24 protein-coding genes and 1 pseudogene are annotated in these 26,742 nt (G+C 74.8%); 6 read left to right on the top strand and 19 right to left on the bottom strand.

The genetic code is table 11. From position 1 onward, the window contains the following. Window positions 1-91: 91 nt before the first annotated feature. The 3 genes from EKG83_RS12750 to EKG83_RS12740 all read right to left on the bottom strand — a co-directional run bounded on the left by EKG83_RS12750 (window position 92) and on the right by EKG83_RS12740 (window position 3,736). A complete protein-coding gene (locus EKG83_RS12750; RefSeq protein WP_033427285.1) occupies window positions 92-619 on the bottom strand; it encodes a GNAT family N-acetyltransferase in 528 nt (175 codons plus the stop codon). 40 nt (window positions 620-659) lie between these two features. Beyond that, complete coding sequence (locus EKG83_RS12745; RefSeq protein WP_033427284.1) at window positions 660-2,288, bottom strand: serine/threonine-protein kinase; 1,629 nt, start codon at window positions 2,286-2,288, stop codon at window positions 660-662. Window positions 2,289-2,467: 179 nt separating this feature from the next. Continuing rightward, complete coding sequence (locus tag EKG83_RS12740) at window positions 2,468-3,736, bottom strand: CoA transferase (RefSeq protein WP_228122590.1); 1,269 nt, start codon at window positions 3,734-3,736, stop codon at window positions 2,468-2,470. A gap of 30 nt (window positions 3,737-3,766) precedes the next feature. On the opposite strand from EKG83_RS12740, the gene EKG83_RS12735 reads away from it, so the two are divergent. Next, a complete protein-coding gene (locus EKG83_RS12735) occupies window positions 3,767-4,930 on the top strand; it encodes a cytochrome P450 (RefSeq protein ID WP_033427283.1) in 1,164 nt (387 codons plus the stop codon). Here EKG83_RS12735 and EKG83_RS12730 read toward each other — a convergent pair. Further along, window positions 4,897-5,760, bottom strand: coding sequence for a helix-turn-helix transcriptional regulator (locus tag EKG83_RS12730; RefSeq protein ID WP_033427282.1), 864 nt, complete (start codon window positions 5,758-5,760; stop codon window positions 4,897-4,899). The two genes, EKG83_RS12735 and EKG83_RS12730, sit on opposite strands and share 34 nt — an antisense overlap. A gap of 148 nt (window positions 5,761-5,908) precedes the next feature. On the opposite strand from EKG83_RS12730, the gene EKG83_RS12725 reads away from it, so the two are divergent. From EKG83_RS12725 to EKG83_RS12720, 3 genes are all read left to right on the top strand, one after another. Beyond that, window positions 5,909-6,868, top strand: a complete 960-nt coding sequence (locus EKG83_RS12725; RefSeq protein ID WP_033427281.1) for a saccharopine dehydrogenase NADP-binding domain-containing protein — start codon at window positions 5,909-5,911, stop codon at window positions 6,866-6,868. After that, a complete protein-coding gene (locus EKG83_RS48990; RefSeq protein ID WP_265590329.1) occupies window positions 6,865-6,993 on the top strand; it encodes a hypothetical protein in 129 nt (42 codons plus the stop codon). Before EKG83_RS12725 ends, EKG83_RS48990 begins: the two co-directional genes overlap by 4 nt. A gap of 164 nt (window positions 6,994-7,157) precedes the next feature. Continuing rightward, window positions 7,158-7,580: a hypothetical protein gene (locus EKG83_RS12720; protein WP_051764239.1), complete on the top strand. Its 423-nt coding sequence runs from the start codon at window positions 7,158-7,160 to the stop codon at window positions 7,578-7,580. Window positions 7,581-7,984: 404 nt separating this feature from the next. Here the strand turns inward: EKG83_RS12720 and EKG83_RS12715 are convergent, their stop codons facing one another. The 8 genes from EKG83_RS12715 to EKG83_RS12680 all read right to left on the bottom strand — a co-directional run bounded on the left by EKG83_RS12715 (window position 7,985) and on the right by EKG83_RS12680 (window position 16,647). Then, complete coding sequence (locus tag EKG83_RS12715) at window positions 7,985-8,989, bottom strand: sugar phosphate isomerase/epimerase family protein (protein WP_033427383.1); 1,005 nt, start codon at window positions 8,987-8,989, stop codon at window positions 7,985-7,987. Next, entirely contained in the window at window positions 8,986-10,122 is a 1,137-nt protein-coding gene (locus tag EKG83_RS12710) for a Gfo/Idh/MocA family protein (RefSeq protein ID WP_033427280.1), read from the bottom strand. The genes EKG83_RS12715 and EKG83_RS12710 overlap by 4 nt, the downstream gene beginning before the upstream one ends. Before the next feature lie 29 nt (window positions 10,123-10,151). Then, window positions 10,152-11,198: a substrate-binding domain-containing protein gene (locus EKG83_RS12705; RefSeq protein ID WP_033427279.1), complete on the bottom strand. Its 1,047-nt coding sequence runs from the start codon at window positions 11,196-11,198 to the stop codon at window positions 10,152-10,154. A 47-nt stretch (window positions 11,199-11,245) separates the two neighbouring features. Next, on the bottom strand, window positions 11,246-12,181 hold the full coding sequence (locus EKG83_RS12700; RefSeq protein WP_228122859.1) for an ABC transporter permease: 936 nt from the start codon (window positions 12,179-12,181) through the stop codon (window positions 11,246-11,248). 71 nt (window positions 12,182-12,252) lie between these two features. Beyond that, window positions 12,253-13,815 carry a sugar ABC transporter ATP-binding protein gene (locus EKG83_RS12695; RefSeq protein ID WP_084715847.1) on the bottom strand — a complete coding sequence of 521 codons (1,563 nt, stop codon included), beginning with the start codon at window positions 13,813-13,815 and terminating at the stop codon, window positions 12,253-12,255. Window positions 13,816-14,200: 385 nt separating this feature from the next. After that, window positions 14,201-15,316, bottom strand: coding sequence for an ROK family protein (locus tag EKG83_RS12690; RefSeq protein ID WP_084715883.1), 1,116 nt, complete (start codon window positions 15,314-15,316; stop codon window positions 14,201-14,203). A gap of 224 nt (window positions 15,317-15,540) precedes the next feature. Then, window positions 15,541-16,203, bottom strand: a complete 663-nt coding sequence (locus EKG83_RS12685; RefSeq protein WP_033427277.1) for a lytic polysaccharide monooxygenase auxiliary activity family 9 protein — start codon at window positions 16,201-16,203, stop codon at window positions 15,541-15,543. 219 nt (window positions 16,204-16,422) lie between these two features. Beyond that, window positions 16,423-16,647, bottom strand: coding sequence for a hypothetical protein (locus EKG83_RS12680; RefSeq protein WP_153278040.1), 225 nt, complete (start codon window positions 16,645-16,647; stop codon window positions 16,423-16,425). 937 nt (window positions 16,648-17,584) lie between these two features. On the opposite strand from EKG83_RS12680, the pseudogene EKG83_RS47660 reads away from it, so the two are divergent. Next, window positions 17,585-17,935: pseudogene (locus EKG83_RS47660) on the top strand (transglycosylase SLT domain-containing protein); the annotation flags it as partial. A gap of 41 nt (window positions 17,936-17,976) precedes the next feature. On the opposite strand, the gene EKG83_RS12670 reads toward EKG83_RS47660, so the two are convergent. Genes EKG83_RS12670 through EKG83_RS12640 form a run of 7 tightly spaced genes read right to left on the bottom strand, consistent with a single transcriptional unit; the run spans window position 17,977 to window position 25,544 of the window. After that, window positions 17,977-19,326, bottom strand: coding sequence for a BNR repeat-containing protein (locus tag EKG83_RS12670; protein ID WP_084715846.1), 1,350 nt, complete (start codon window positions 19,324-19,326; stop codon window positions 17,977-17,979). Window positions 19,327-19,338: 12 nt separating this feature from the next. Continuing rightward, the gene (gene rhaS / locus EKG83_RS12665; protein ID WP_033427274.1) at window positions 19,339-20,385 is read right to left on the bottom strand and encodes a rhamnose ABC transporter substrate-binding protein; all 1,047 of its coding nucleotides are present in this window, start codon (window positions 20,383-20,385) and stop codon (window positions 19,339-19,341) included. Beyond that, window positions 20,382-21,317, bottom strand: coding sequence for an ABC transporter permease (locus tag EKG83_RS12660; protein ID WP_033427379.1), 936 nt, complete (start codon window positions 21,315-21,317; stop codon window positions 20,382-20,384). The genes rhaS and EKG83_RS12660 overlap by 4 nt, the downstream gene beginning before the upstream one ends. After that, entirely contained in the window at window positions 21,310-22,263 is a 954-nt protein-coding gene (locus tag EKG83_RS12655; RefSeq protein WP_033427273.1) for an ABC transporter permease, read from the bottom strand. Before EKG83_RS12655 ends, EKG83_RS12660 begins: the two co-directional genes overlap by 8 nt. Then, the gene (locus EKG83_RS12650) at window positions 22,260-23,711 is read right to left on the bottom strand and encodes a sugar ABC transporter ATP-binding protein (protein ID WP_228122589.1); all 1,452 of its coding nucleotides are present in this window, start codon (window positions 23,709-23,711) and stop codon (window positions 22,260-22,262) included. The genes EKG83_RS12655 and EKG83_RS12650 overlap by 4 nt, the downstream gene beginning before the upstream one ends. Window positions 23,712-23,737: 26 nt before the next feature. Further along, window positions 23,738-24,229 carry a hypothetical protein gene (locus EKG83_RS46835; protein WP_033427271.1) on the bottom strand — a complete coding sequence of 164 codons (492 nt, stop codon included), beginning with the start codon at window positions 24,227-24,229 and terminating at the stop codon, window positions 23,738-23,740. 34 nt (window positions 24,230-24,263) lie between these two features. Next, on the bottom strand, window positions 24,264-25,544 hold the full coding sequence (locus tag EKG83_RS12640) for an ABC transporter substrate-binding protein (RefSeq protein ID WP_033427270.1): 1,281 nt from the start codon (window positions 25,542-25,544) through the stop codon (window positions 24,264-24,266). A 101-nt stretch (window positions 25,545-25,645) separates the two neighbouring features. Between EKG83_RS12640 and EKG83_RS12635 the strand changes: the two genes are divergently transcribed. After that, window positions 25,646-26,725: a substrate-binding domain-containing protein gene (locus tag EKG83_RS12635; protein ID WP_033427269.1), complete on the top strand. Its 1,080-nt coding sequence runs from the start codon at window positions 25,646-25,648 to the stop codon at window positions 26,723-26,725. The last annotated feature ends 17 nt before the right edge of the window (window positions 26,726-26,742 follow it).

The following is a 26,742-nucleotide window of genomic DNA, read 5'->3' as shown; positions in this document are numbered from 1 at the left end:
GTGGTTGCCGTCGCCCCACCCCGGTCCGGGCTCCGCTCCACCGCGCCGTGCCGGGTGTGCCGCCCGCGCGGAACCCCTCGTGCCGCGCACCTCACGGAGCCGCACCGGCGATTCCGGCCGCGGCCGTCCTGGCGTAGCGGACCTCGGCCACGTCCCGGCCGCCGATGGTCCCCGTGCGCGTGGTGCCGTCCGGGGCGAAGCCCGCCCGCTCGTAGAACCGGCGCGCCCCCGGGTTGTCCGCCAGCACCCACAGGACCACCGGTCCCGCGTCCGCCAGTGCCGCGCCGAGCAGGGCGAACCCGATGCCGCTCCCCCACCGCGCCGGGTCCACGTAGACGGCCTGGAGTTCGACGAACCCGCGTCCCCGCAGGTCGTCGTCGCGGGCCGGGCCGGTGGCGGCGAAGCCGACCACCTCGGTGCCGTCGACGGCCACGTGCACCGCGCCCTCCCGCCCGAGGAGCGCGCGGCGCCACGCCCCGGCCCGCCGCGACGGGCTCAGCCCGTCCAGGAAGTCGTCCGGCAGCACGCCCCGGTAGGCGGTCTGCCAGGCGGTCGTGTGGACGCGCGCGATGCCGTCGGCGTCGTCGGGCCCGGCCGGGCGCACGGTCGTCTCCCCCATGCGGGGATTCTCCCGGTGCCGTCCAACCGTTTCCGAACCGTCAGTTCTGGGTGTCGATCAGCCACTGGCCGCTGGCCTTGACCAGCGTGTAGACGTTGGTCTCCGACTCCGTCCCGCCACCGCGGTAGGTGTAGGTGATCGTCGCGGACACCGTGTTCGGGCCCGTCTCGCTCGCGTTCGACACGGTCACCGCGCTCATCCGGCCCCAGAACTCCTGGTAAGCCGCGAAGCTGGGCGCCCGCGCGGCCTTCATCCGGTCGCTCAGGCGGGCGTAGCCGGCCTCCAGGTTGTTCGGCAGCAGGGCGTAGTAGTCGGTCAGGGCCTGGGCCGCGCCGACCTCGGCGGGTGGCTGCGTGGTGTCCTGGGTCGTCGTCTGCGGCGGCTCGGTGGTGGTCGTCGTGGTGGTGGTCTGCTGCTGGGGCTCGGTGGTGGGCTCGACGGGCGGCTGCTGTTGCTGCCCGGTGGTCGTGGGCTGGGCCGACGTGGTGGTCTCGCCCGGGCCCGAGCCCGTCGACGGGTCGTCGTCGCCCCGGTTGAGCAGGTAGACCACCAGGGCCGCGACCAGCAGCACCGCGATGCCCAGCGCGGCGAGGGCCTTGCGGTCGCCCCGCCCCTCCTCCGGCGGCCTCGACACCGGGGACGGCTGGGACCGGGGGGACGGCTGGGACAGCGGCGGTGCGGGTGCCGGGACGGGGGCGGGCGCCGGCCGGGACACCGGCTGCGGGGTCGGTTCGGCGGCCGGCACCGGTTCCGGGGCCGCCGGGACCACCGGTGCCGGCGCTTCCGACTGCTCCGCCGGCTCCACGGGGGCCAGCGGGGCGGCCAGCAGCGCGGTCGCCTTGGCCTTGTGCTCGAACCGCACGTCGTTGAGCATGCGCTCGGCCTCGGCCATGGTCGGCCGGGTCTCGGGGTTGGGGTCCAGCAGGCGCATCAGCACCGGCCCGAGCGGCCCCGCGTGCTCCGGTGGCGCGAACCGCCCGTCCGCCACCCGGTGCAGCAGGGCGATCGCGTTGCCGTCCACGCCGAACGGCGGCTCGCCCTCCACCGCCGCGTACAGGGTGGCGCCGAGCGCGAACACGTCGGCCGGGAACCCGCCCCGGTCGCCGCGCGCCACCTCCGGCGCCAGGTAGGCGGGGGTGCCGACGAGCATGCCGGACGCGGTGACGGTGACCTCGTCGGCCGCGCGCGAGGTGCCGAAGTCGGTGAGCTTGACCGTGCCGAACTCGGTGACCAGCACGTTGCCCGGCTTGACGTCGCGGTGCACCACCCCGGCCGCGTGCGCGGCGGACAGGCCCGAGGCGAGCTGCCCGCCGAGCCGCGCCACCTCGTCGGGCGGCAGCGTGCCCCGCTCGGCCAGCACCCCGGCCAGGCTGCGCGACGGCAGGTACTCCATCACCAGCCAGGGGTGGCCGTCGTGCTCGACCACGTCGTAGAGCGCGATCACGTTGGGGTGCTGCAACCTGGCCGCGATCCGCCCCTCGCGCACGGCGCGGTCGACCGACTCCTGGTCGAACCCGGAGCGGGACATCAGCTCCTTCACCGCGACGATGCGGCGCAGCCTCGTGTCCTCGGCGCGCCACACCACGCCCATCCCACCCGTGCCGATCTTCTCGGTCAGCCGGTACCGGCCTGCGATCGTGCGGTCCTCCACCGGTGCTCCCAACGTCATGCGCACGTTCATCGCCACGGGTACCCGATCGGGTGATCACTCGAACGCGCGTTTCAGTCGTAACACTTCCAGTAGGGGTTTGTCCGCTCACCACGCGGGTCCGCCCGCACCACGTGGCCCGCGGCATCCAGAACGCGCCCGTTCAACAAGGGCGACGAACAGTCCACAGTGGACTCAGTTCAGAGCCATTCCGGCTCGTCCCCGCCCCACGGCGTCGCCGCGCGGCCCCACGTCGCGGGCGCGCCGTCGTAGCGCACCGGCGGGAGGGCGCCGGTCTCGGACAGCCACCGCCCGGGGTCGTACCCGCCCGCCGCGGGGGTGCGGTGGACCTCGTGCAGCAGCCAGGACGCGGTGGCGGCCAGGGACAGCTCGACGTGCCCGCCGCCCTCGCCCAGGGCGCGCAGCACGGCGGCGGCCAGCAGGTAGCCGGTGCCGTGGTCGAGGGCCTGCGCCGGGAGCGCGCCGGGGCGGTCCGGCCCGCCCTCGACGGCCGCGATGCCGGTGCCCGCCTGCACGAGGCTGTCGAAGCCGCGGCGGCCGGCCCAGCCCGGCCGGTCGCCCCAGGCGGACAGGCGGGCGACGACCAGGCCCGGGTTGCGGTCGAGCAGCGCCCGGGGGGCCAGGCCGCGGCGGTCCAGGGCGCCGGGGCGGTAGCCGGTGACCACGACGTCGGCCCGGTCCAGCAGCGCGTCGAAGGCGCGCCGGTCGCCCGGGTCGTCGAGGTCGAGCAGGGTGGAGCGCTTGCCCCGGCCGGTGTCGGCGTGGGTCGCGGGGTCCTCGGGCAGGTGCGGCGGGTCGACGCGGAGCACGTCCGCGCCGAGCAGGGCGAGCGTGCGGGTGGCCACCGGGCCCGCCAGCACCCTGGTCAGGTCGAGCACCCGCACCCCCTCGGCGGGCAGGGAGGCGGGGCGCAAGCGCTTGGCGTGCCCGGTCGGCCGGCTCGTGACCAGCGGGTACCGCGCCGGGTCCGGTGCCGCGGCGACCGCGACCGCCAGGCCGCCCGCCGCGTACACCTCCTCCTGCACCTCGACCGCCCGGCGCGCGGCCAGGGCCCGTTCGACGGACGCGGGGTCGTCGTCGGCGGCGCCCAGCGCGGTGAGGAGCCGGTCGCGGTGGTGCGGGTAGTTGGCGTGGGTGCGCACCCACCCGTCGGCGGTGCGCCAGAAGCGGGACAGCGGGGCGAACCCCGTGGTGCCGCCGTGGCGCTCGCTGACGAACGCCGCGGCCACCGCGCCCTCGTCGACCTCGACCCGGGGCACGGGCGTGCCGTTGCGCGCGGCCAGCAGCTCGGCGGCGGCCAGCGAGCACGCGCCGACCGCGGCGCGCGCGAAGTCCCGCACGGGCAGGCGCGCCGCCAGCACGTCCCCCGCCCGCCGGTAGGTCACCCCGGCCACCAGCCCGGGGCGCCCGCCCAGTGCCGCCCACATCGCCGCCGTCGTCGCGTCCACGCGACCAGTCTCGCCGCTAGGGTCGGTGGCGTGGAGTACCCGATCCCGCGGCGCCCCGGCTTCGACCCGCCCGCCGAGTTCGCCGAGCTGCGCGAATCCGCGCCGGTGTGCCCGGTCTCACTGCGGCACGGCCAGCGGGCGCACCTGGTCACCCGGTACGCCGACGTGCGCGCCGTCCTGCGCGACCACGAGCGGTTCAGCTCGAACCCGGCCACGCCCGGCTACCCGCAGCTGCGGCCGGTGGTGGACCGGGCGGCCGCGCCGGGCAGCTTCCTGGTGACCGACCCGCCCGCGCACACCCGCTACCGGCGGCTGCTCACCGGCGAGTTCACCGCCCGCCGGATGGACGCGCTGCGGCCCGAGGTCGAGCGCATCGCGCGGGAGCGGCTGGACGCGCTGCGCGCCGGACCGCGCCCGGCGGACCTGGTGGCCGGGTTCGCGCTGCCCGTGCCGTCCGACGTGATCTGCCTGCTGCTCGGCGTGCCGGTGGCGGACCAGGAGTTCTTCTCCACCCGCAGCCGCGCCCACCTGGACCGGTCGCTGCCCGCGGCGCGGGTGCGGGCGGCGCTGGACGAGCTGCACGCCTACCTCGCGGACCTGGTGCGGTCGCGGCGCGAGCGGCCGCGCGACGACCTGGTGAGCCGGCTGGTCGCCGACGAGTCGCTGACCGTCGAGGAGGCGGTCGGCATGACCGTGCTGCTGCTGGTCGGCGGGCACGAGACCACGGCGAACTCCATCGCGCTGTCCGTGCTGGCCCTGCTGCGCGACCGGGCGTGGTGGGACGCGCTGGTCGCCGAACCGGACCTGGTCGACGACGCGGTCGAGGAGCTGCTGCGCTACCTCAGCCCCGTGCACCACGGCGTGGTCCGCGCGGTGGCCGGCGAGGTCCCGGGCTGGGGGCTGGGCCCCGGCGACGGCGTGGTCGCGTCGCTGTTCGCGGCGAACCGGGACCCGGCGGAGTTCCCCGACCCCGACCGCCTCGACCTGCGGCGACCGGCGAAGTCGCACCTGGCCTTCGGCAGCGGCGTGCACCAGTGCATCGGCCAGCTGCTGGCGCGGGTGGAGATGCGGGTCGCGCTGCGGGCGCTGGTGGCCGAGCTGCCGGGGCTGCGCCTGGCCGTGCCGTTCGAGGAGGTCGGGTTCCGGTTCGACGCCCCGATCTACGGGCTGAGGTCGCTGCCGGTCACCTGGTAGTTCAGCTTCAGCAGCCGCAGCGAGTGGTGCGCGGGCGTGCCGGGCGCCGCGCTGTAGGTGACCAGCCGGTGGCCGCTGCCGTCGAGCAGCTCGGTGGTCTCCAGCTCCAGGTGCAGGTCGCCGACCTCGGGGTGGCGCACCACGCGCGGCCCGTACGGGTGGCTGGCCACCGGGTGCGCCGCCCACAGCGCGGCGAAGTCCTCGCTGTGCATGGTCAGCTCACCGATCAGCCCGGCCAGCCGCGGGTCGTCCTTGTGGTGGGCGGCGGTGATGCGCAGGGCGGCGACCACGCACGCCGCGACGACGTCCCAGTCCGGGGCCAGGGCGGCGTAGTGGGCGTCCCGGAACGTCATCCGGGTCAGGTTGGGCCGGTCGGCGGGGCGGTCCGGCGCGCCCGGGTCCAGGTGCCCGGCCAGCAGCAGGTGCCCCAGGGCGTTCCAGGCCAGCACGTCGGTCCGGTGGTCGACGACGAGCGCCGCCACGTCCGGCATCGCCTCGATCAGCTGCCGGGTCGCGGGCCGCGCGGTGGCCGGGAGGGCGGGTGGGCGCGCGGGCGCGGGTTCCGGCCGGGCGAGGCGGTGCAGGTAGCCTCGCTCGTCCGGGGTGAGCCGCAGCGCGTCGGCCAGCGCCTCGACGACCGACCACGACGCCTGGTGGCTCTGGCCCTGCTCCAGGCGGGTGTAGTAGGTGACGCTGACGCCCGCGAGCTGGGCCAGCTCCTCGCGGCGCAGGCCCGGGACGCGGCGGGCGCCGTAGGAGCGGATGCCCGCGTCCCCGGGGCTCAGCCGGCCGCGCCTGGTGCGCAGGAAGTCGCCGAGTGTCGTGCTCATGCCGCCCATCCTGCCCGCGCGGCCGGGTGCCCTGCCTGACCCTGCGATGACCAGGCAGCCGGTGCCCACCCAGCGCGGGGTGTGGCTGGTCCGCGCGGTGCGGGGTGGGCTTGGTGCCGAGGGTTGGTCTCTTCTTCCGGAGGGTGCTTTGCGGATCGCGGTGTACGGGGCCGGCGGGTTCACCGGTGGCCTGGTGGTCGAGGAGTTGGGCAGGCGGGGTGCCGAGGTGGTGCCGGTGGGGCGGCGGGGGCCCGTGGTGGCGCCCCTGGACGACCCGGACGCGCTGGTGGCGGCGTTCCGGGGGTGCGCGGTGGTGGTCAGTGCGGTGGCACCGTTCGCCGCGCACGGCGAACCCGTGCTGCGCGCGGCCCTCGCGGCGGGGTGCCACTACCTGGACACCAGCGGCGAGCAGTGGTTCGTCAAGGAGGTGTTCGACGGGTTCGCCGGCGCGGCGGTCGAGGCGGGGGTGACCGCGGTGCCCGCCGCGACCGACGACGGGGTGCCCGGTGACCTGGTCGCGCACCTGGTGGCGCGGGAGCTGGGGGAGGTGGACGTGCTGACCGTGGCCGACCTGCGCCAGGCGTCCGGGGCGGCGTCGCGCGGCACGGGCCGGTCGATGGCCCTGGCGGGTGACCGGCTGACCACCGGGGCGTTCCAGTACTCGCGGGGCGAGTGGCGCACGGACCTGGTGGTCGAGGCGGACGAGGTCGGGCCGGGGGCGGTGGCCTTCGGGCTGCCCGGGACGATCACCGTGCCCCGGCACGTGACCGCGCGGCGGGTGCAGGGCGTGGTGCTGCCCGACCTGGCCGCGGCGTTCGGGGGGCTCACCGCGGAGTTCGCGGAGACCCTGCCCCCGGTGCTGGGCGAGGAGGAACGTCACACGAACGAGTGGCGTATGGCGGCATTCGCCACCGCTCCCGACGGCCGCCGCGCCCGCGGTGCGGCATGGGGCACCGACCCGTACGGCACGACGGCGGTCGTGGCGGCGGAGCTGGCTTTGCGCTTGGCGGAGGGGGACGTGCGGCCGGGGGTGCTGGCGCCCGCGCAGGTCGTGGAGCCGGCCGGGTTCCTGGACCGGTTGGGGGTGGGGTGGGAGGTGGTCGGTTGAACGGAAATCCGCTCGCCGCAACGGCATCCGCCGCGCACGATGTACCGATGACCCGCTATGTGCCGGTGACCCGCGATGTGCCGGTGACCCGCGATGTGCCCGTGCTCGGGGAAAGGCGCCGGTGACCGAGGAAATCGACACCCCACCCCCGCCTCCACCCCCACTCCCGCCTCCGCCGCCGGCTCCGACCTCGGCTCCGGTTTCGCCCCCGCCCCCGGCACTCGCCGCGACGTGGTGGGCCGGCGGCCAGGCGCCGCCGGAGGACCTGCCGTGGTGGGCGGCCGACTGGTTGGCGCACGGCTTCGACGGCCCGGCGCTGCGCACCCTGGCCGGGCTGGACGGCACGGATCCGGGGGCGGTGCGCGACCTGGTGCCCGAGGTGTTCGCCGAACTGGGGGTGGCCATCCCGGGTTCGGCGGGCGTGGCCGTCGGGCTGGCGTTCTCCCGGCTCGCGGAGTTGTACCTGGCCGGGCAGGCGGGCGAGTACTGGGTGCTGCAGAAAGTCGCGGAGCTGGCCGAAGGGCTGGCGCGGGAGGAGGTCGGGGACCTGCCGCTGTACCGGGCGCACGACCTGCTGGACGACTGGGAGCGGCGCACCCGGTCGGAGGGCGAGCTGCGGGTGGAGGTGCGCGCCGCCTGCCTGGCCCAGGTTCGGCGGTTCGACGGTCAGGCCGGGGGTGGCCCGGCCCCACCCGCGACCGGCGCGTCGTAGTCCCGTGCCCCTTGGCCTTGCCGCACAACGGGTCCGGCTGCCGCGAACTCCGCCATCCGGTGGTGTGCACCGGCACCGGCACCGGTGGCGCGGGTCGGTCGACTCGTCCGGGCGGCTGCGGCTGGGGTTGCAGTCCTGGTCGGGAGACGCGGCCAGGGTCGTGGTCCTGGCCGTGGTCAGGGCGTCGTCGGGGCGAGGTCCGTCGGGCAGTCCGGGTGGTTCGGGCGCTCCTCATGATCTAACCGATGATCGGGAACACCGTTTCCGTACATTTTCCGCCGATGTTCACCCGATCGAGCGACGCCAGCCCCGACGAGCCCACCGAACCCGATCTTACCGAAAACCCCCACCCCCCGCAGGAACGAGGTGTCCCGCCCACCCCCAAAGGGCGGGACACCCCCACCTCACTCCCCCGCGCTGAACGCGGCGTCGAAAGACGCCGCCGGCGGCTCGAACAGGTGCCGGCGCACGAACCCGACCGCCTCCTCCGCCCCCCGCAACCGGTCCATCCCCGCGTCCTCCCACTCCACCGAGATCGGCCCCCGGTACCCGATCGCGTTCAGCGCCCGGAAGCACGACTCCCACGGCACGTCACCGTGCCCGGTGGACACGAAGTCCCACCCCCGCCGCGGGTCGGCCCACGCCAGGTGGGAACCCAGCCGCCCGTTGCGGCCGTCGAGGCGCTTCTTGGTGTCCTTGCAGTCCACGTGGTAGATCCGGTCGGCGAAGTCGAGGATGAAACCGACCGGGTCGAGGTCCTGCCACACGAAGTGCGACGGGTCCCAGTTGAGCCCGAACGCCGCCCGGTTGCCGACGGCCTCCAGCGCGCGCTTGGTCGTCCAGTAGTCGTAGGCGATCTCGGACGGGTGAACTTCGTGCGCGAACCGCACGCCCACCTCGTCGAAGACGTCGAGCACCGGGTTCCAGCGCCGGGCGAAGTCCTCGTACCCCTCGTCGATCACCGACTGCGGCACGGGCGGGAACATCGCCACGTACTTCCAGGTCGACGACCCGGTGAACCCGACCACCGTGTCGACGCCGAGCAGTGCCGCCGCGCGCGCCGTGTCCGCCATCTCCGCCGCCGCGCGTTGCCGCACGCCCTCCGGTGAGCCGTCGCCCCAGATGCGGGCCGGGAGGATCGCCCGGTGGCGGAAGTCGATCGGGTCGTCGCACACGGCCTGGCCCACGAGGTGGTTGGAGATGGTCCACACGCCCAGGCCGTGGCGGGCCAGCACCTCGCGCTTGGCCGCGACGTACCCCTCGTCCGCCAGGGCCTTGTCGACCTCGAAGTGGTCGCCGGCGCAGGCGATCTCCAGGCCGTCGTAGCCCCAGCCGGCGGCGAGCCGGCACACCTCCTCGAACGGCAGGTCGGCCCACTGGCCGGTGAACAGGGTGACCGGGCGGCTCATGCCGTCCCTCCGATCCCGGTCCACTCGGACCGATTGGCGGCGCTCTCCTCCACGGCCGCCAGCACCCGCTGCACGCGCAGGCCGTCGGCGAAGCCCGGTTCCGGGTCCGCACCCCCGCCGATCGCGGTCAGGAAGTCCGCGGCCTCGTGGGTGAACGTGTGCTCGTAGCCGATGAGGTGGCCGGGTGGCCACCAGGCTCCCACGTACGGGTGGTCGGCCTCGGTGACGAGAATGCGCCGGAAGCCCGACGTCCCGCCTTCCTCGAAGTACACCGACAGCTCGTTCATCGACTCGAAGTCGAACGCGAGGCTGCCGCGGTCGCCGTTGACCTCCAGCCGCATGGCGTTCTTGCGGCCCAGGGCGTAGCGGGTGGCCTCGAACGTGCCCAGGGCGCCCGAGGAGAAGCGCGCGAGGAAGATCGCCGCGTCGTCCACGGTCACCGGTGCGCGCCCGTCGCCGTCGGGGCGCTCCCGCACGAACGTCTCGGTGACCGCGCTGACGCCGGTGACCTCCGACCCCGTCACGAACTGGGCGGCGTCGACGATGTGCGCGCCCAGGTCGCCCAGCGCGCCGGAGCCGGCCTGCTCGCGCCGCAGCCGCCAGGTCATCGGCGCCGCCGGGTCGGACAGCCAGTCCTGGAGGTACACCGCGCGCACGTGCCGGACCTCGCCGACGCGGCCCTCGGCGACGAGCCTGCGGGCCAGGGCGACGGCGGGGACGCGCCGGTAGTTGAAGGCGACCATGGACCGGACGCCGCGCCGGGCGGCCTCCTCGGCCGCGGCGGTCATCGCCTCGGCTTCGGCGACCGTGTTGGCCAGGGGTTTCTCGCACAGCACGTGCTTGCCCGCGGCCAGGGCGGCGAGGGCGATCTCGGCGTGCGTGTCGCCCGGGGTGCAGATGTCGACGAGGTCGACGTCGTCCCGCTCGACGAGCGCGCGCCAGTCGGTCTCGGCGGCGGCCCAGCCGTACTTGGCGGCCGCGTCCTCGGTGCGCGCCTTGTCGCGCCCGCCGATCGCGGCGAGCCTGGGGGTCAGGGGCACGTCGAAGAAGCGGTGCACGCTGCGCCAGGCGTGCGAGTGCACCGCGCCCATGAACGCGTGGCCGACCATGCCCACGCCGATCTCTTTCGTCATTCAGGGACCTTTCCGGGGTGGACGGCGGGTCAGGAGTCGAAGCCGACGTCGAGGTACTGGTCGACGTTCTCCTTGGTCACCACGGCGGAGTAGGTGGTGATCGACGCGGGGATGTCGTGCTCGGCGAGGTCGCCGATGCCCTTGGCCTGCCCCAGCAGGCGGGCCAGGGCGATCGCCGAGGACGCCATGGACGGGCTGTAGAGGACGGTGGCCTTGACCACGCCGCTGTCGGCCTTGATGCGGTCCATCATGTTGCGCGAGCCCGCGCCGCCGACCATGACGAACTCGCCGCGGCCCGCGCCCTCGATGGCGGCCAGCACGCCGATGCCCTGGTCGTCGTCGTGGTTCCACAGCGCGTCGAGCCTGCTCGCGGACTGGAGCAGGTTGGCGGTCTGCTGCTCGCCGGACTCGGAGGTGAACTGCGCGGACACGCGCGGGCCGACCTGGAAGCCGCCGCGCGCCAGGGCGTCCTTGAAGCCCTGGCTGCGCTCCTGGGTCAGCGGCAGGGAGTCGATGCCCGCGACCTCGGCGATGACGGGGTTGGCCACGCCCTTGGCCTTCATCTGGGCGGCGATGAACTCGCCGGCGTTGACGCCCATGCGGTAGTTGTCGCCGCCGATCCAGGTGCGGTAGGCCAGCGGGGTGTCGAAGACCCGGTCGACGTTGATGACCGGGATGCCCGCGTCCATGGCCTGGCGGCCGACCTCGGTGAGGGCCTTGCCGTCGAACGGCAGCACGACGAGCACGTCCACCTTGTCGTTGATGAGCGTCTCGACCTGGGCGATCTGCTGGTTGACGTCGTTGGTGCCCTCGGTGGCCTTGAACGTCACGTCGGTGAACCGCTCGGCCTGGGCCCGGGCGTTCTTGGTCATCGCGGCCATCCAGCCGTGGTCGGCGGCGGGCGCGGAGAAGCCGATGGTCACCGCCTTGCCGGGTTGGCTGTTCTGGCCGGAGCCGGCCGCGACGGCGTCGGGCGCGGAGCTGGCGGGTTCGTTGGAGGTGCAGCCCGCCAGGAGGGCCGCGGTGCCGACGGCGGTGGTACCCCAGAGGAAGCGGCGGCGGTCGAGTGAGGACATGGCGGTACTCCCGGGTGTGGCGGGCGGGTGTGGTGTGGCGGGGGTTCTCAGGTGGTGCGCGGTACCCGGCGGCGGGCGGCGGTGGTGCGCTGGAGGAGCACCGCGGCCACGATGATCACGCCCTTGGCGATGTTCTGGATGTCGGTGTCGAGGTTGTTCTGGGTGAAGATGTTGCCGACCACGGTGAAGATGAGGACGCCGACGAGGGTGCCGATCAGCGAGCCGCGGCCGCCGGTGAGCAGGGTGCCGCCGATGACGACCGCGGCGATGGCGTCCAGCTCGTAGAACATGCCGTTGGTGGAGGCGCCGGAGGTGGTGCGGGCGACGACCATGAGCGCGGCGATGCCGCAGCACAGGCCGGCGATGCCGTAGACGAGGGCGGTGTGCCGCTTGACGTTGATGCCGGCCAGGCGCGCGGCCTCGGCGTTGCCGCCGACGGCGAAGGTGCGGCGGCCGAACGTGGTGCGGTTGAGCACCACCCAGCCGACCGCGAACACGGCGGCCAGCAGCCAGATCAGCACCGGCACGCCCAGCAGGTCGCCGCGGAACGCGGTGGTGAACCCGGTTTCGGTGACCACCTGGGTGCGGCGGCCGGAGAGGCGTTCGGCCAGGCCCTTGGCGGAGGCGTACAGGGCGAGGGTGGCGATGAACGGCACGATCCTGCCGTAGGAGATGAGCACGCCGTTGACCAGGCCGCAGCCCAGGCCCACCAGCAGCGCGCACAGCACCATCACGGCGGGCCCGTAGGACTGGGTGGCCACGGTGGTCATCCACACGCTCGACAGCGCCACGATCGACCCGACGGACAGGTCGATGCCACCGCTGATGATCACGAACGTCATGCCGACGCTGACCACGCCGATGGCGGCGGCCAGGCGCAGCATGGTGGAGATGTTGGCCTCGGTGAGGAAGCTGTCGGGCCGGGTGGCCCAGCCGACCAGGCACAGCACGACGAGCACGCCGACCAGGCCGGCCAGGCGCAGGTCGACGCCGAGCCCGCGGGCGGGCCGCGCGGCGGGCGGGGCGGTCTTCGGGTCGACGACCCGCAGTTCGGTCACTGGCCCTCCTCGGTCACTGAGCCGGTCACTGGACGGGTCACCGGGCCGGTCATTGGCCCGGTCACGGCGCTCCCGGCCATCACCAGGTCCAGCACGTCGGACTCGGTGAGCTCGTCGGCGGCGCGGTCCGCGACGACCTCGCCGTCGCGCAGCACCAGCACCCGGTCGGCCAGGCCCAGCACCTCGGCGACCTCGCTGGAGACCAGCACGACGGCCACGCCGGCGGCCGCCAGCTCGTGGACCACCCGGTACAGCTCGGCGCGCGCGCCCACGTCCACGCCGCGGGTCGGCTCGTCCAGCAGCAGCACGCGGCAGCCGCGGACCAGCCAGCGCGCCACCACCACCTTCTGCTGGTTGCCGCCGGAGAACTCGGCCACCAGCCGGCCGGGGTCGGCGGGGCGCAGGTCCAGGCGTTCCAGGGCGGTGCGGGAGTCGCGCAGCTCGCGGGCGCGGTCGACGACCCCGGCGGTGCTGTAGGCGGGCAGCGCGGCCAGGGTGACGTTGTGCGCGACGGTCAGGTCCAGCAGCAGCCCCTGGGCCTTGCGCTCCTCGGGGGCCAGCCCGATGCCGGCCCGGACCGCGGCGGGCACGCTGCCCGGGGTCACCGGCCTGCCGTCGACCCGGACCACGCCCGCGTCGGGGGTGCGGGCGCCGAACACGGTCTCCAGCACCTCGCTGCGGCCGGCGCCGACCAGGCCCGCGATGCCCAGCACCTCGCCCGCGCGCACCCGGAAGGACACGTCGCGGAACTCGCCGCGCCTGGTCAGGCCCTCGACGACCAGGACCTCCCTGGTCAGGTCCACCGCGGACGCGTCGCGGTGCGGGAACACCGCCTCCACCCGGCGGCCGGACATCAGGTCGACCAGCTCGGCGGTCGGGGTGTCGGCGGGCAGGTCGGCGGCGACCGTGCGGCCGTCCTTGAGCACGGTGACCCTGGTGCCGATGCGGCGGATCTCCTCCAGCCGGTGCGAGATGTAGAGGACGGCGACGCCGTCGGCGGTCAGCTCGGCGACGATGCGGAACAGGTTGTCCACCTCGTCGGCGGCCAGGGCGGCGGTCGGCTCGTCCATCACGATCAGCCGGGCGTCGTGGGCGAGCGCGCGGGCCAGGGACACCAGTTGCTGCCCGGCCGCGGGGAGCAGGCCGACCTCGCGGTCGGGGTCGATCCCGGGGTGGCCGAGGCGGGCCAGCAGGGCCCGGGTGCGCCGCCGGGCCGCGCGGCCGCCGGTGAAGCCGAACCGGCTCGGCTCGTGGCCGAGGAACACGTTCTCCGCCACCGACAGGCCCGGCACCAGGTCCAGCTCCTGGTAGACGGTCGCCACGCCCAGGCGCAGCGCGGCCACCGGCGAGGGCAGCGCGGTGCGCTCGCCGCGCCAGGTGATCTCGCCCTCGTCGGGCTGGTGGGCGCCCGCGAGGACCTTGATCAGGGTCGACTTGCCGGCGCCGTTCTGGCCGAGCAGGCAGTGCACCTCGCCCTCGACGACCTCCAGGTCCACCCCGTCCAGGGCGCGCACGCCGGGGAAGACCTTGCCGATGCCGGTCATCTTCAGCAGCGTCATGCCGGGGTCCCTCCCTTGGCGGGCACCGTCGAAAGACCCGACCTCACGGCGGGTGCGAGAGCGTGGTGCGTGCGGGAGGTTCGCGGCAGGAGGGCGCGGTGCGCCTCGTGCCCGACCCGGTGCCGCACCCGCATCACGCCTCCGACTTCGCCGAGGGGGTTCAGGGAAGGAAGTGGTCCAGCTCACGCCCTCGGCGTGAGTTGCGGCAGATCGTGGCAGTTGGACCGGTACTTCCGCAAGAACCTGGACGTACTTTTGTACGGAAGCTGCAAAAGTTGGCTCGATTCAGCGAGAAGCGGAACGAGCTGGTGTCGTAAATATGGCACGCGTCAGCGCTGCGGCCCGACCACGGCCCGCAGGACAGACATCGGAGGTGTGGCGGTCCTCAGCCCGCCGCGGAGAAGGCTCGGTCCGTGGCCGACCAGGCGGCGCCGGTCACCCCGGCCAGGTCGCCCAGCTCGGACAGCACGATCGGCAGGTTGCCCGTCGCCAGGGGCAGCGAGCGCCGGTAGACCGCGCTGCGCACCTCGGCCAGCAGCGAGTGGCCCAGCCGCGACACCCCGCCGCCGATCACCACCATGCCCGGGTTCAGGAAGCTGACCAGCGACGCGACCACGTGCCCCAGCCGCCGCCCGCCCTCGCGCACCAGGTTGGCCGCGGCGAAGTCGCCGGCCGCGGCGGCGGTGCCCACGTCCTCGGCGGTCAACGCGCCCTTGTCGCGCAGCGCGTTCGCCAGGGCCGGCGACCGGCCGGCGCGGGCCAGCGCCGCGGCGTCCCGGGCCAGGGCCGCGCCGCCGAAGTACGCCTCCAGGCACCCGACCTCACCGCAGGCGCACGCCGGCCCGAAGTCGTCCAGCCGGATGTGCCCGATGTCGCCGGCCGTGCCCGCCACGCCCCGGTAGACCCGGCCGCCGAGCACGATGCCGCACCCGATGCCGGTGCCGACCTTGACGAAGATCAGGTCCTCCAGCGACCGGGCCACGCCCGCGTGCCGCTCGCCCAGGGCCATCGCGTTGACGTCGTTGTCGACCGTCACCGGGCAGCCCCACCGGCCGGCCAGCTCGTCGCGCACCGGGTAGCGGTCCCAGCCGGGCATGATCGGCGGCGCCACCGGCATGCCGTCGCGGAAGCTCACCGGGCCCGGCAGGCCGATGCCCGCGCCGATCAGCCGCCCCGCCGCCTTGGCGTGGACGACGTCGGCCAGCTCCGCCACGCGCCCCAGCACCCGCGCCGGACCGTCCCGGACGTCGCACTCCTCGCTGCGGCTCTCCAGCACCTCGCACCGGCCGTCGGTCACCGCCACGGTCACCGACGTGGCGCCGACGTCCACGCCGAGCACGCGCAGGTCGTCGGCCAGGTGCACCAGCGTGGACCGCCGCCCGCCCCGGCTCGCCGCCGGACCGCCGACCTGCACCAGGCCGACGTCGACCAGCCGGGCCAGCTCGGCGGTCAGCTTCGCCCGGGGCAGCTCCAACCGCTCGCCCAGCGCCACCCGGGACATCGCGCCCTCGTCCCGCAGCACGGCGAGCAGCTCGGACTGCCGCCCCGAGACCACGTGCGGCTGCCTGCCGCTGCCCGTCGCGCTCACGTCACCAATCTAAGGCCACCGGTCGTCCAGGTACGCGGCGAGCAGGGCCGCGTGCGACGAACCCGGGACGCCGAAAGGCCGGCCCGGCACCAACGCTGGTGCCGGGCCGGCCACTGCGGGGATTCCGGTGACCGGGGTCAGCCGAAGTTCACGTCACTGCACCACATGTACGCCTGGTCCAGGTGCGACGCCTGCCAGATCGTGAACACGACGTGGTGGCCGCGGTAGGAGCCGTTGGTCTGGACGTTGAACGTGATGTCCTTGGCCGGCGCGTACCGGCCGGTGGTGGTGACGAGGTCGAGGTTGCCCCAGCCGAGGGACTGCGTGGTCGGGTCGAACCCCTGCTTGCTGATGTAGACGCGGAAGAAGTCGGCGCCGTGGCTGGCCTGGTCGTACAGGTGCATCTGGAAGCTGCTGCCGACGTTGGTGGTCCGCCACTTGCCGGGGGTGTTCAGGGCGTTGTTGCGCGCGAGGGCGTTGCTGCAGAGCTGGCCGTTGGGGGTCGCCCCCTGGAAGTTGCCGCCGAGCCCGTCCCGCAGTGCGCTCATCCAGTTCCACATGGTGTCGGCGTTCGCCTGGAACGCCTGGTAGCACATGGGGTCCTGCTGCTGCATGGCGGGGTTCGTGTGCTGGCTGCCCCAAGCCTGCCAGCACTGGTAGGCACGGGTGGCGGGGCCGACGATGGTGCCGTGCGCCGAGGCCGCCGGGGCCCCGACGAACATGCATGCCAGCATGGCGGCTACCACTGCGATGACGCCCTGCCGCCTGCCGACGGACCCGAAGGTGCTGCGCAGACGCATGGTTGGGCCTCCTTCTCCGGATGATCGAGCAACGGTGATCGACCTGGGAGCGCTCCCAGAGCACGCCTCAGCGTATAGGTCACTCTGCGAAACTTCAACGAAACTTTCTGTAGCGATCACGGCTCGCGCGGCGCTTCGGAAAGCGCTCTCCCCCTGCCTTTCCCCACTGACCTGCCCATACGCGACAACGTCGGCGCACGACGGTGATCACGTACGACATCACCGAATTCGGCCGTCCGAACGCGGATCTGTAGGCCGAAAAGCCGTGCAGAGCAGGACCATTCGCCACGCCTGGCGGTTCAGCGCCGCGTGACCGTCCAGCGACGGGCGGGTCTCGCTGCCGCACTCGTCGGGCGCGAGGTCGCGCAGCGTCCGGTCGGACGCGTAGCGCACCACGTCGTCGTGCCGCTCCAGCGGCAGCGCCACGATCGCCGGTACGCGCATCGCCGGCACGCGCAGGGGCGGGAACCACGCCGCGGGTCGGTGGGCGAGGCGTCCGCAGCCGGGTGAGCAGGTCCCGGCCGCCTCGGTGTCCGGGCGCCGGCCGGCTCGCCGAAGCGGCCACTACGGCCTTGTTGACTGGCATTCGCCCAGCTGGCCGCACTGGGGCGAGGTGGCCGGCGGCCGGGTGAGGGCGGGCGCGGAAGTCGGGAGCGCCAGTGCCCCGCAGTCACCCCTCCAAAACGCTCGTGACCGGGTGACGCACGCTCCGTGACCACACGCCCCACTGGGACGTGACGAAGCTCACCCGTAACGGCTCAATCCTTGCCTCGCCAAATCACGAGCGGTTACGTTCTCGCGCGCAGATCACGGTTCTGTCACCGAAAGGACACGGGCCCACCCCCCGAACCCGGGCCCGTCCACCTGGATCCCCCGCCAGGTCCGGTGCCGGAACTCCCCGACGCAGGAGGCTGCACCTTTGGCTCGGCACGCTCGACCCAAGAACGACCCTGAGCAGGAGACGATCCGGTTCCGGGTACCCACGCCCCCGCCCGGCTACCGGGGCGCCCACCGGGCCGAACCCGAGCGGGTGCTGCCCAAGCGCCTCGCGGGCGTGGCCGTCGCCGTGGGCGTGGTGGGCGGCGCGGGCGCCGCGGCCGCCAGCACGATGAGCGGGCACTTCAGCCCCGTCGCGGGCGGCGCCGACTTCGGCGGCGTGCCCGACACGGGCGTGGTGCGCACCGGCAAGGTCGAGACCGTCCACGCGATCGACCTCGGCTCCGAGACCGCCCGCATCGTCCGGCAGGAGCAGTTGACCGCGCTGCACGCGTTCAACCAGGCCAGCACCTTCGCGCAGGGCAGCTACACGGCCCGCAAGGCGGCCGAGGAGAAGGCGGCCCGCGAGGCCGCCGAGGCGGCCAAGCCGCCCAAGCAGCGGCAGGTCGAGGGCTGGATCCGCGAGGCCATCGGCATCCTCGCCGCCAACGGCACGCCGATCGACGAGGGCAGCCTCGACGAGATCTACACGATCATCATCAAGGAGTCCAACGGCAACCCCAACGCCGTGAACACCTGGGACTCCAACGCCATGCGCGGCACGCCGTCCAAGGGCCTGATGCAGTGCATCGACCCCACCTTCCAGTACTACAAGCTGCCGGGCCACGACGACATCTACAACCCGGTGGACAACATCATCGCGGGCGTCCGCTACACCTACGCCCGCTACGGCGGCTTCCACAACCACCCCGGCCTGGTCTCGATGGCCGTGGGCAGCGGTTACGTCGGCTACTGAGGACGCGGGGGGCGGCGCCGCCGGACGCCGCCCCGGGCGCGTCACCCCAGCCGCAGGTCCGCCACGCGGATCGGCGACGGGGTCGTGCCGGTGGAGCGCTGCTGGTACTGGAACGACAGCACGCCGTCCACCGCCACCCGCGTCGCGTCCACGTTGACCTCGCCGAACGCGTTCATCTCCGGCCGGTCGTGCACCAGGGCCCAGTCGGTCCACCCGCCGGCGCGGCTCGCCGAGACGACCCGGCCGCGCGGCATGACCAGGTAGGCGTTGTCGGCGGCGTCGAAGACCAGCTTGGTGCGCTGCGTGCTGCCCGGCGGCACCGGCACCTCCCGCTTGGTCCACGTCCCGTCCGCGTTCCGGAACACGTGGAACACCCTTCCGCACCGGGCGCGCTGCCGGGCGTAGTCCGACACGCACCGGGTGAACCGCCCCGGCACGTAGCTGATCACCACGTGCGGCGTGCCGGTCGAGTCGACGGCCTGCCCCTCCTGGTTCATCAGCCCGTGGTTCGGGCCCAGCGGGTCGACGACCAGGCCCGGCGAGGTCACCGACACCCCCGTGCCGCCGGTCGTCCCCACCACCGCCCCGGCCGAGTTGCGCCACGTGCGGCCCCGGTCGTCGCTGCGGGCGTAGCCGGTGTCGTGGTTGGTCAGGCCGCCGGCGCCGCACAGCACCCCGGTGTCGCCCTCGCGCCAGGTGAACGCCGCGTGCAGCCGGCCGCGCCGGTCGTAGGTCAGCCCGTGCAGGTACATGCTGCGGGTCGTGGACACCACGCCGTTCGGGCCGGTGTAGTCGCCCGTCGCCGAGGTCCACGCGCCCAGCCGCCGCCACGTGCCGCCGGAGTACTCGGCCAGCTCGTTCACCCCGTTGCCGGAGCCGCCGGTGCGGTAGCTGAACTGGAGCAGCCCCTCGGGCGTGACCACGAACTGCGGGTAGGTCATGTTCCCGGGCTCGACCCCGCCCAGGGTGCGCGCCACCGCCCCGAACAGCGCCGGCGACCAGCGGTGCGCGCCGGGGTCGGACACCAGCCCGGTCACCGACCGCGTGTAGTGCAGGCGCGTGTTGTGGGTGTCCATCGCCACGTGCAGGGCGCCGTCGCGCGGTGACACGCCCAGCGAGATCACGTTGTGCGAGTCGTCGGCGCTCAACCGGTGCGGCAGCACGGCGGTCTCCCACGGCCCGCCGAGCGGGCGGCGGGCCACCACGGCGTTGCGGCCCGCCGTGTACCAGGCCGCGTACTGGTGGCCGTTGTAGGTGATCAGGGCGTCCTGGAACGCGTTGTTGTTGACCAGCCCGTCGTAGGAGACGAAGTACAGCGCGGACTGGTCGAGCAGCGTGTCGGACAGCGGGGTGACGGCGGGCGGCGGCGCCGCGGTGGTCGCCCTCCTCATCGGGACCTGCTCTCAGAAGTCGTAGTCGTCGATGTTGTCGGCGGTGAAGGTGGTGGGCGGGCCGAGCACGACCTCGCCGTCGCGGCCGATGGTGCGCTCGCCGAGCTTCCCGGCCCGCAGCACCTCGCCCTCGGCGCCGGTGATCTGCCCGGACGCCAGCGCCGCGGCCGCGTGGCCGGCGAGGTAGCCCAGCTGCTCGGGGTCCCACAGGGCGAACGCGGTGACCGTGCCGTCCTTGACGAACCGGCGCATCTGGTTGGGCGTGCCCAGCCCGGTCAGCGCCACCTCCCCCTTGCGCGGCGAGGTGGACAGGTAGCGGGCGGCGGCGGAGATGCCGACCGTGGTCGGCGCGATGATACCCTTGAGGTCCGGGTACGACCGCAGCAGCGCCTGGGTCTCCTGGAACGACTTCTGGTCGTCGTCGTCCCCGTAGGCGACCTGGACCAGCTCGATGCCCGGGTGGTCGGCCAGCTCCCGGCGCATGAACCCGATCCACGTGTTCTGGTTGGTGGCGTTCGGCGTGGCGGACAGGATCGCGATCTGCCCCGAGCCGCCGATCTGCCCGGCGAGCAACCGGACCTGGGTGCGGCCGATGTCCTCGGAGTCGGCCTGGTTGACGAACACGCGGCGGGCGTCCTTGGCGGCGTCGGAGTCGAACGTGACGACCGCGATGCCGCGCGCCATGGCGTCCTTGAGGGCGGGCGCGACCGCGTTCGGGTCATTGGCGGCGATGACGATCGCGTCCTGGCCCTGCTGGGCGAGCGTGGCGATGTAGGAGACCTGGGACGAGGCCGACGCCTCGGACGGCCCGACCTCCTTGCCCTGGCCGCCCAGTTCCGCGATCGCGGTGATGCCGCCGCGGTCGATGAGGTTCTCGTACGGGTTGTCGATCTCCTTGGGCACGAACGCGACCTCCAGCCCCGGCTTGACCGGGGCGTCCGGGTCCGCGGTCAGCGCGGTGGTGCCCGTCGCGGTGGGCGCGGAGTCCTTGGTGGTGGTGCCGCAGCCCGCGAGCAGGAGCAGGGCCGCGCCTAGGGCGGCCGCGCGGGTGTGCTTCATCGTCGCCTCCTCTGCGCGATCGCGGGCACGAGCACGGAGACGATCAGCAGCGTGCCGTTGACCACGTTCTGGACCTCGTTGGTCACGTCGTTGAGCAGCAGGGCGTTGCGCAGCCCCGCGGTGAGCAGCAGCGCGGCGGCCACCCCGAGCACGGTGCCGCGGCCGCCGAAGATCGACGCGCCGCCGAGCAGCACCGCGGTCACCGCGACCAGCTCCAGGCCGACGCCGTTGTCCGCGCGCGCGCTGTTGTAGCGCAACGTGTAGACGATCGCGGCGACCGCGCACAACAGGCCGGAGGCCACGTACAGGGCGGCCTTGACCCGGTCCACCCGGATGCCGGAGTACCGGGCGGTCCGCTCGCCCAGCCCGATGGCGTAGAGCGCCCGGCCGACCGGCGTGGCGTGCACGACCAGGGCGACCACGAGACCGACCACCACGAGCAGCAGCACCGAGTACGGCACGAACAGGCCCGGCACCGCGTCGGTGGCCAGCGGCCGGTAGTTCTCCGGGAACCCGGTCACCGCGCCGTCGCCCAGCACCACGTACGCCAGGCCCCGGTAGAGCCCCAGCGTGCCGATGGTGACCGCCAGCGACGGCAGGCCGAACCCGACCACCAGCACCGCGTTGACCGCGCCCAGCACCGCCCCGGCGACCAGCACCACCGGCAGGATCGTCTCGAACGGCACGCCGCCGTCCCACAGCGCGCCCGTCAGCGCCGAGCACAGCCCCAGCGTCGAGGCCACCGACAGGTCGATCTCGCCGGTGAGCACGACCGGCAGCAGCGCCAGCGCCAGCAGGGCCACCGCGGTGTGGTCGAGCAGCAGGAACGCCACGTTGCCCGCCTCGGCGAACCCGGGCGTGGTGACCGCGGCCGCGGCGAACACCACCACGCACAGCGCGACCAGCACCGACTCCCACTTGAGGTCACGCACGGGCACCCCGCGCCCGCCCGCGCACGGCGCGGTCCAGCGAGATGGCCAGCAGCAGCGCCGCGCCGTCCACCGCCCGCTGCCAGAACGCGGGCACGCCCAGCACCGGCAGCGCGCCCGTCACCGTGGTCAGCAACAGCGCGCCCAGGGCCGCGCCGAGCACCGTGCCCGAGCCGCCGAAGATAGCCACCCCGCCCACCACCACCGCCGCCACCACGGCCAGCTCCCGCCCGGTGCCGACGGAGGCGTTGACCGTGCCGAAGTACGACGCGTGCAGCACGCCCGCCAGGCCCGCCAGGCCGCCGGACACCGCGAACGCGGCGAACACCCGCCTGCCGACCGGGATGCCGACCAGCCGCGCCGCCTCCGGGTCCGAGCCGATGGCGTACAGCTCGCGCCCGGACCGCAGGTCCCGCAGCACGAACCCGACCACCACCAGCACGACCAGCGCGATCAGCGCGAGGTTCGGCACGCCCAGCACCGAGCCGCTGCCCAGCTCCAGGAACCCCGGCGCCATCCGGTCGGCGTTGACCTGGTGCACGCCGGTGGCCGAGGCCCAGCCGTGGTCGACGCCCCGGAACACGTACAGCGTGCCGAGGGTGACCACCAGCGCGGGCACCCCGGCCGCGGCCACCAGCGCCCCGTTCACCGCGCCGCACGCCACGCCCAGCGCCACCCCGGCCAGCACCACGACCACCACGGGCGTGCCCCGGTCGGCCAGGAACAGCTGCCCCGAGCCGAACGCGGTCAGGCCCATCACCGAGCCGACCGACAGGTCGACGTTGCGGGTGATCACCAGCACCGCCTGCCCGACCGCCAGCAGCGCGGTGACCGAGGCGTTGAGGAACAGGTCGCGCAGGCCCTGCGGACCGACGAACCCGGGGTTGACCAGCGCGGTCGCCACCACCACGAGCACCAGGGCCGCGGCGGCGCCCGCCTCCCGCCTCACCCGGCACCGCCGGTGGCCGCCCGCACCACGGCCTCCTCGGTCGCCCGCCCGCGGGGCAGCTCGGCGACCAGCCGCCCCTCGCGCAGCACCAGCACCCGGTCGGCCATGCCCAGCACCTCGGGCAGCTCCGAGGAGATCAGCAGCACCGCCGTGCCGCGCGCGGCCTCCTCGGCCAGCAGCCGGTGCACCTCGACCTTGGCGCCCACGTCGACGCCGCGCGTGGGCTCGTCGACCAGCAGCACGGACGGCCCGGTGGCCAGCCACTTGCCCAGCACCACCTTCTGCTGGTTGCCGCCGGACAGGGTGGCCACCGGGTCGGTCAGCCGCCGGTGCTTCACGCCCAGCCGCGCCGCCCACTCCCCCGCCAGCGACCGCTCCCGGGACCGGCGGGTGAGCCCGAGCGGCGAGACCTGCCGCAACCGGGTCAGGCTCGCGTTGCGCTCGATCGACAGCGCGGGCACCAGGCCCTGGTCGCGGCGGTCCTCGGGCACCAGCGCCACGCCGTGCCGGATCGCCGCCCGCGGGTCGCCCGGCGGCAGCTCCCGACCGCCGACCACGACCCGCCCGGCCCGCGGCTCCAGGCCGAACACCGCCCGCGCCACCCCGGAGCGGCCGGACCCGACCAGCCCGGCCAGCCCGACCACCTCGCCGCGCCGCACCGAGAACGAGATGTCGCCGTGCGGCCCCAGCCCGGACACCACCAGGGCCTCCTCGCCCAGCTCGTGGGCCCGGCGCGGGTAGAGCCGGTCGACCGGTCGGCCGACCATGGCGCGCACCAGCGCGTCCCGGTCCAGCTCGGCCAGCGGCGCCGTGGTCACGTGCTCCCCGTCGCGCAGCACGGTCGCCCGCGCGCACAGCTCGTAGACCTCGTCGAGCCGGTGGGACACGAACAGCAGCGCGGCACCGCCCGCGGCCAGGTCGCGGGCGACCCGGAACAGCCGCCGCACCTCCACCTCCGACAGCGCGGCGGTCGGCTCGTCCATCACGATCACCCGCGCGTCGGACACCAGCGCCTTGGCGACCTCGATCACCTGCCGGTCGGCGACGGACAGGCCCCGGGTCGGCCGGTCCGGGTCGATCGGCACGCCGAGCCGGTCCAGCACCTCGGCCGTGCGGCGGCGCGCGGCGCGCCGGTCCACCCGCCCGCCCCGGCGCAGCGGGAAGCGCCCCATGAACACGTTCTCGGTCACCGACAGGTCCGGGAACCCGGAGGGCTCCTGGTGGATCACGGCCACGCCGTGGCGGCGCGCGTCGCGCGGCGAGGCGAACCGCACCGGCCGACCGCCCAGCAGCACCTCGCCCCGGTCGGGCCGGTGCTCGCCGCCGACGACGCCGACCGCGGTGGACTTGCCCGCGCCGTTCTCGCCGACCAGCGCGTGCACCTCGCCCGCGCGCAGCGCGAGGGACACCCCGCGCAGCGCCCGGACGGGCCCGAAGGACTTGTGCACGTCCCTCAGCTGAAACGTTTCACCACTCACCGCACCACCCCGTCGACCTGGATCGTCCGCACCTGGATCGTCCGCACCCGGCCCGCCGCGAACGGCGCGGTGACCCGCCTGCCGGCCACCCGGCCGAACCGGGACGGGTCGAAGGGCAGGTCCTGCGCCGCGCCGGTGTTGACCGCCACCACGACCAGCCGGCGGGCGTCGGGGTCGTGGGCGGCGGCGTGGTCAACGCCGGTGCCGAGGACCCGCGTGCCGGGGCGGGTGTGGCGGGTGAACCGGGCCGGCACGTACAGCCTGTTCTCCACCTCGCCCGCCGCGCGCACGTCGTCGGCCAGCGGGTCGCGCCTGCCGCCCGGGCCCTGGTAGCCGTGCACGTTGACCTGGCGCACCAACCCCCTGGTGGCGGCGTCGACGTGGCAGCCCTCCCACGCGCCCTGGTCGGCCGCCGGGTCGACGCCGACGGTGGCGTCGGCGCGCGCGGGGCCCGCAGACGCGGCGAGCAGCGTCCCGCGCGCGATCATGGTGAACTCCTCGGGGGTGGGAACCGGTGAGCGCTCACGCGGCGCCCTCCCGCACCACCAGGCCGCGCGACCGCAGGTCCGCCACCGCGTCGACCTGCGCCCGCCGCACCGCCTCGACCAGCGTGGTGGTGCCCGGCCGGACCCCGGCGAACCGGTCGGCGAGGTCGGCGAACAACCGCAGCGCGTTCGGGCCCCACGTCCAGTCGGGCACCCGCCGCGCGGCCTCGTCGAGCACGTCGTAGACCGGCTCGCCGACGAAGTGGTCGCCCCGGTACGCCTCCCGGGCCACCCGGCGGCTGTCCGGGTGCGCCGGGAACGGCGTGGTGACCGCCGCGCCCAGGCGCGGCACCGCCGGGTCGGTGGCCAGCCACCGCAGGAACCGCACGGCCGCGTCGGGCACCCGGCTGGCCGCCGACACCGCGAACGCGCTGCCGCCCCGGTCGCCGGCGGCGGGCACGCCGTCCCAGGTGGGCATGGCCGTGACGGCCCACCGCCGGGCGTCGGCCGGGTCGAGCGCGTCGGCGCCGGCCGGGCCGTCGAGCAGGCCCCACAGCCGCCCGTCGCGCAGGGCCGCGCGCCAGTCCCCGGTGCCGTGGTCGACGGTGGCCACCAGGTCGTCGTCGATCAGGGCCTGCCAGTGGGCGGCGGTGCGCAGGGTGCCCCCGCCGTCGACGTCGACCCGCCAGGCGTCGCCCTCGCGGGTCCACCACGGGTCGCCCGCCTGCCGGCACACGCCCGCGAAGAACGAGCCGTCGCCGAGCGGGAACGTGGTGATGCGCGCCTCGCGGTCCGCGGCCCGGACCGCCCGCGCGGCGTCGCCGAACTCGGCCCAGGTGCGCGGGACCGGGATGCCGTGCCGGTCGAACAGGTCCTCCCGGTGGTAGAAGACCATCGGCGCGAGGTCCACCGGCACGGCGCGGGTGCGGCCGTCCGGGCGCACGTCCCGCCACACCGCGGGCGGGTAGGCGGGCCCCAGGTCGGCGAGGTCGGCGGTCAGGTCGCGCAGGCCGCCGGTGGCCAGCAGCTGGGGCAGCGCCCGGTACTCCAGGTGCAGCACGTCGGGCGCGTTGCGGGCGCGGATCGCGTTGGCCTGCCGGGCGTAGCCGCCGGACAGGCCCGCCTCCAGCGCCCGGAACTCGACGAACACCTCGCGCTGGGCCGCGTTGAACGCCTCCGCGTACCGGTCCATCCCGGTCAGCCACGACCAGACCTCCACCGTGGTGGCACCGGTCGGGGCCCCTTGGGCGGAGCAGGCCGCCACGAGTGGCGTAGCGGCCAGCGCGCGCAGCACGGTGCGTCGAGAGTGCAGCGTCATCGCCGGTCCCCCTGCTGGAGTGGTGATCCCCACTCCAGCCCGTGGCAGACTCCAAGGTCAACGAAACGAACAGCAACGATCGCAGTCGATCGGAACCGACGATGAGGCTGGCGGCGCAGCGGCGTGAACTGATCCTGGCGGCGGTCCGCGAGCACGGCGTGGTCCGGGTGGCCGACCTGGTCGACCGGCTCGGCGTCACGGCCGTGACGGTGCGCCGGGACGTCACCGCGCTGGCCGACCGCGGCCTGGTCGCCCGGGTGCACGGCGGCATCACCATGCCGCGCCACGGCGAACCGCCGGTCGGGCGGTCGGCGCCGGGCCACACCCTGATCGGCATGGTCGCGCCGTCGGACGAGTACTACTGGCCGGCCGTCATCCAGGGCGCGCAGGCCGCGGCCGCGGGCGGCGGTGGCCGGCTGGCGCTGCGCACCTCGTGCTACCACGCCGCGGAGGACCGGCGGCAGGTGGTGAAGCTGCTGGACCGGGGCGTGCAGGCGCTGCTGGTCGCGCCCAGCACCGACGGCCCGGCGGGCCTGGAGCTGCTGCGCTGGCTGGGCGGGCTGCCCGTGCCGGTGGTGCTGATCGAGCGGGTGCCGCCGCCGGAGCTGCCCGCGATCGGCCTGGACGCCGCGGTCACCGACCACGCGCTGGGCGCGGGCCTGGCCGTGCGGCACCTGGCCACCCTGGGCCACCGCGGCGTGGGCCTGGTGCTGTCCCGGCCGAGCCCGCACGGGGCGGCGATCCGGGCCGGGTGGGCGGCGGCGGTGGCGTCGCTGGACCTGCGGCAGGCGCCGGTGGTCGAGGTGCCGCCCTACGGGGCGGCGGGCTGGGCGGCGGCGTGCGACGAGGTGCTGGACGGGTGCGCGCGCTCGGGCGTGCGCGCCCTGCTGGTGCACGCCGACCGCGAGGCCATCGGACTGGTGGAACGCGCCCGCGACCGCGGCGTGGGCGTGCCCGCCGAGCTGGCCGTGGTGTCCTACGACGACGAGGTGGCCGCGGCGTCGGACCCGCCGCTGACCGCGGTGCGGCCGCGCAAGCACCGGCTCGGCGCGCTGGCGGCGCAGCTCGCGCTGGCCCGGGTGGCCGATCCGCTGGACCGCCCGGTCCACCGGGTGGCCCTGTGGCCGAGCCTGACCGTCCGGGAGTCCTGCGGGGCGCCGCGCAGGCTCGCGGCGCAATAGTTTCGCCTGTCCGGGTC

This window comes from Saccharothrix syringae, from assembly GCF_009498035.1.
In the GTDB taxonomy this organism is placed as follows: Bacteria; Actinomycetota; Actinomycetes; order Mycobacteriales; family Pseudonocardiaceae; genus Actinosynnema; species Actinosynnema syringae.
Note: the sequence above shows the minus strand (reverse complement) of the source record. Positions and strands in the feature narration are given on the sequence as shown.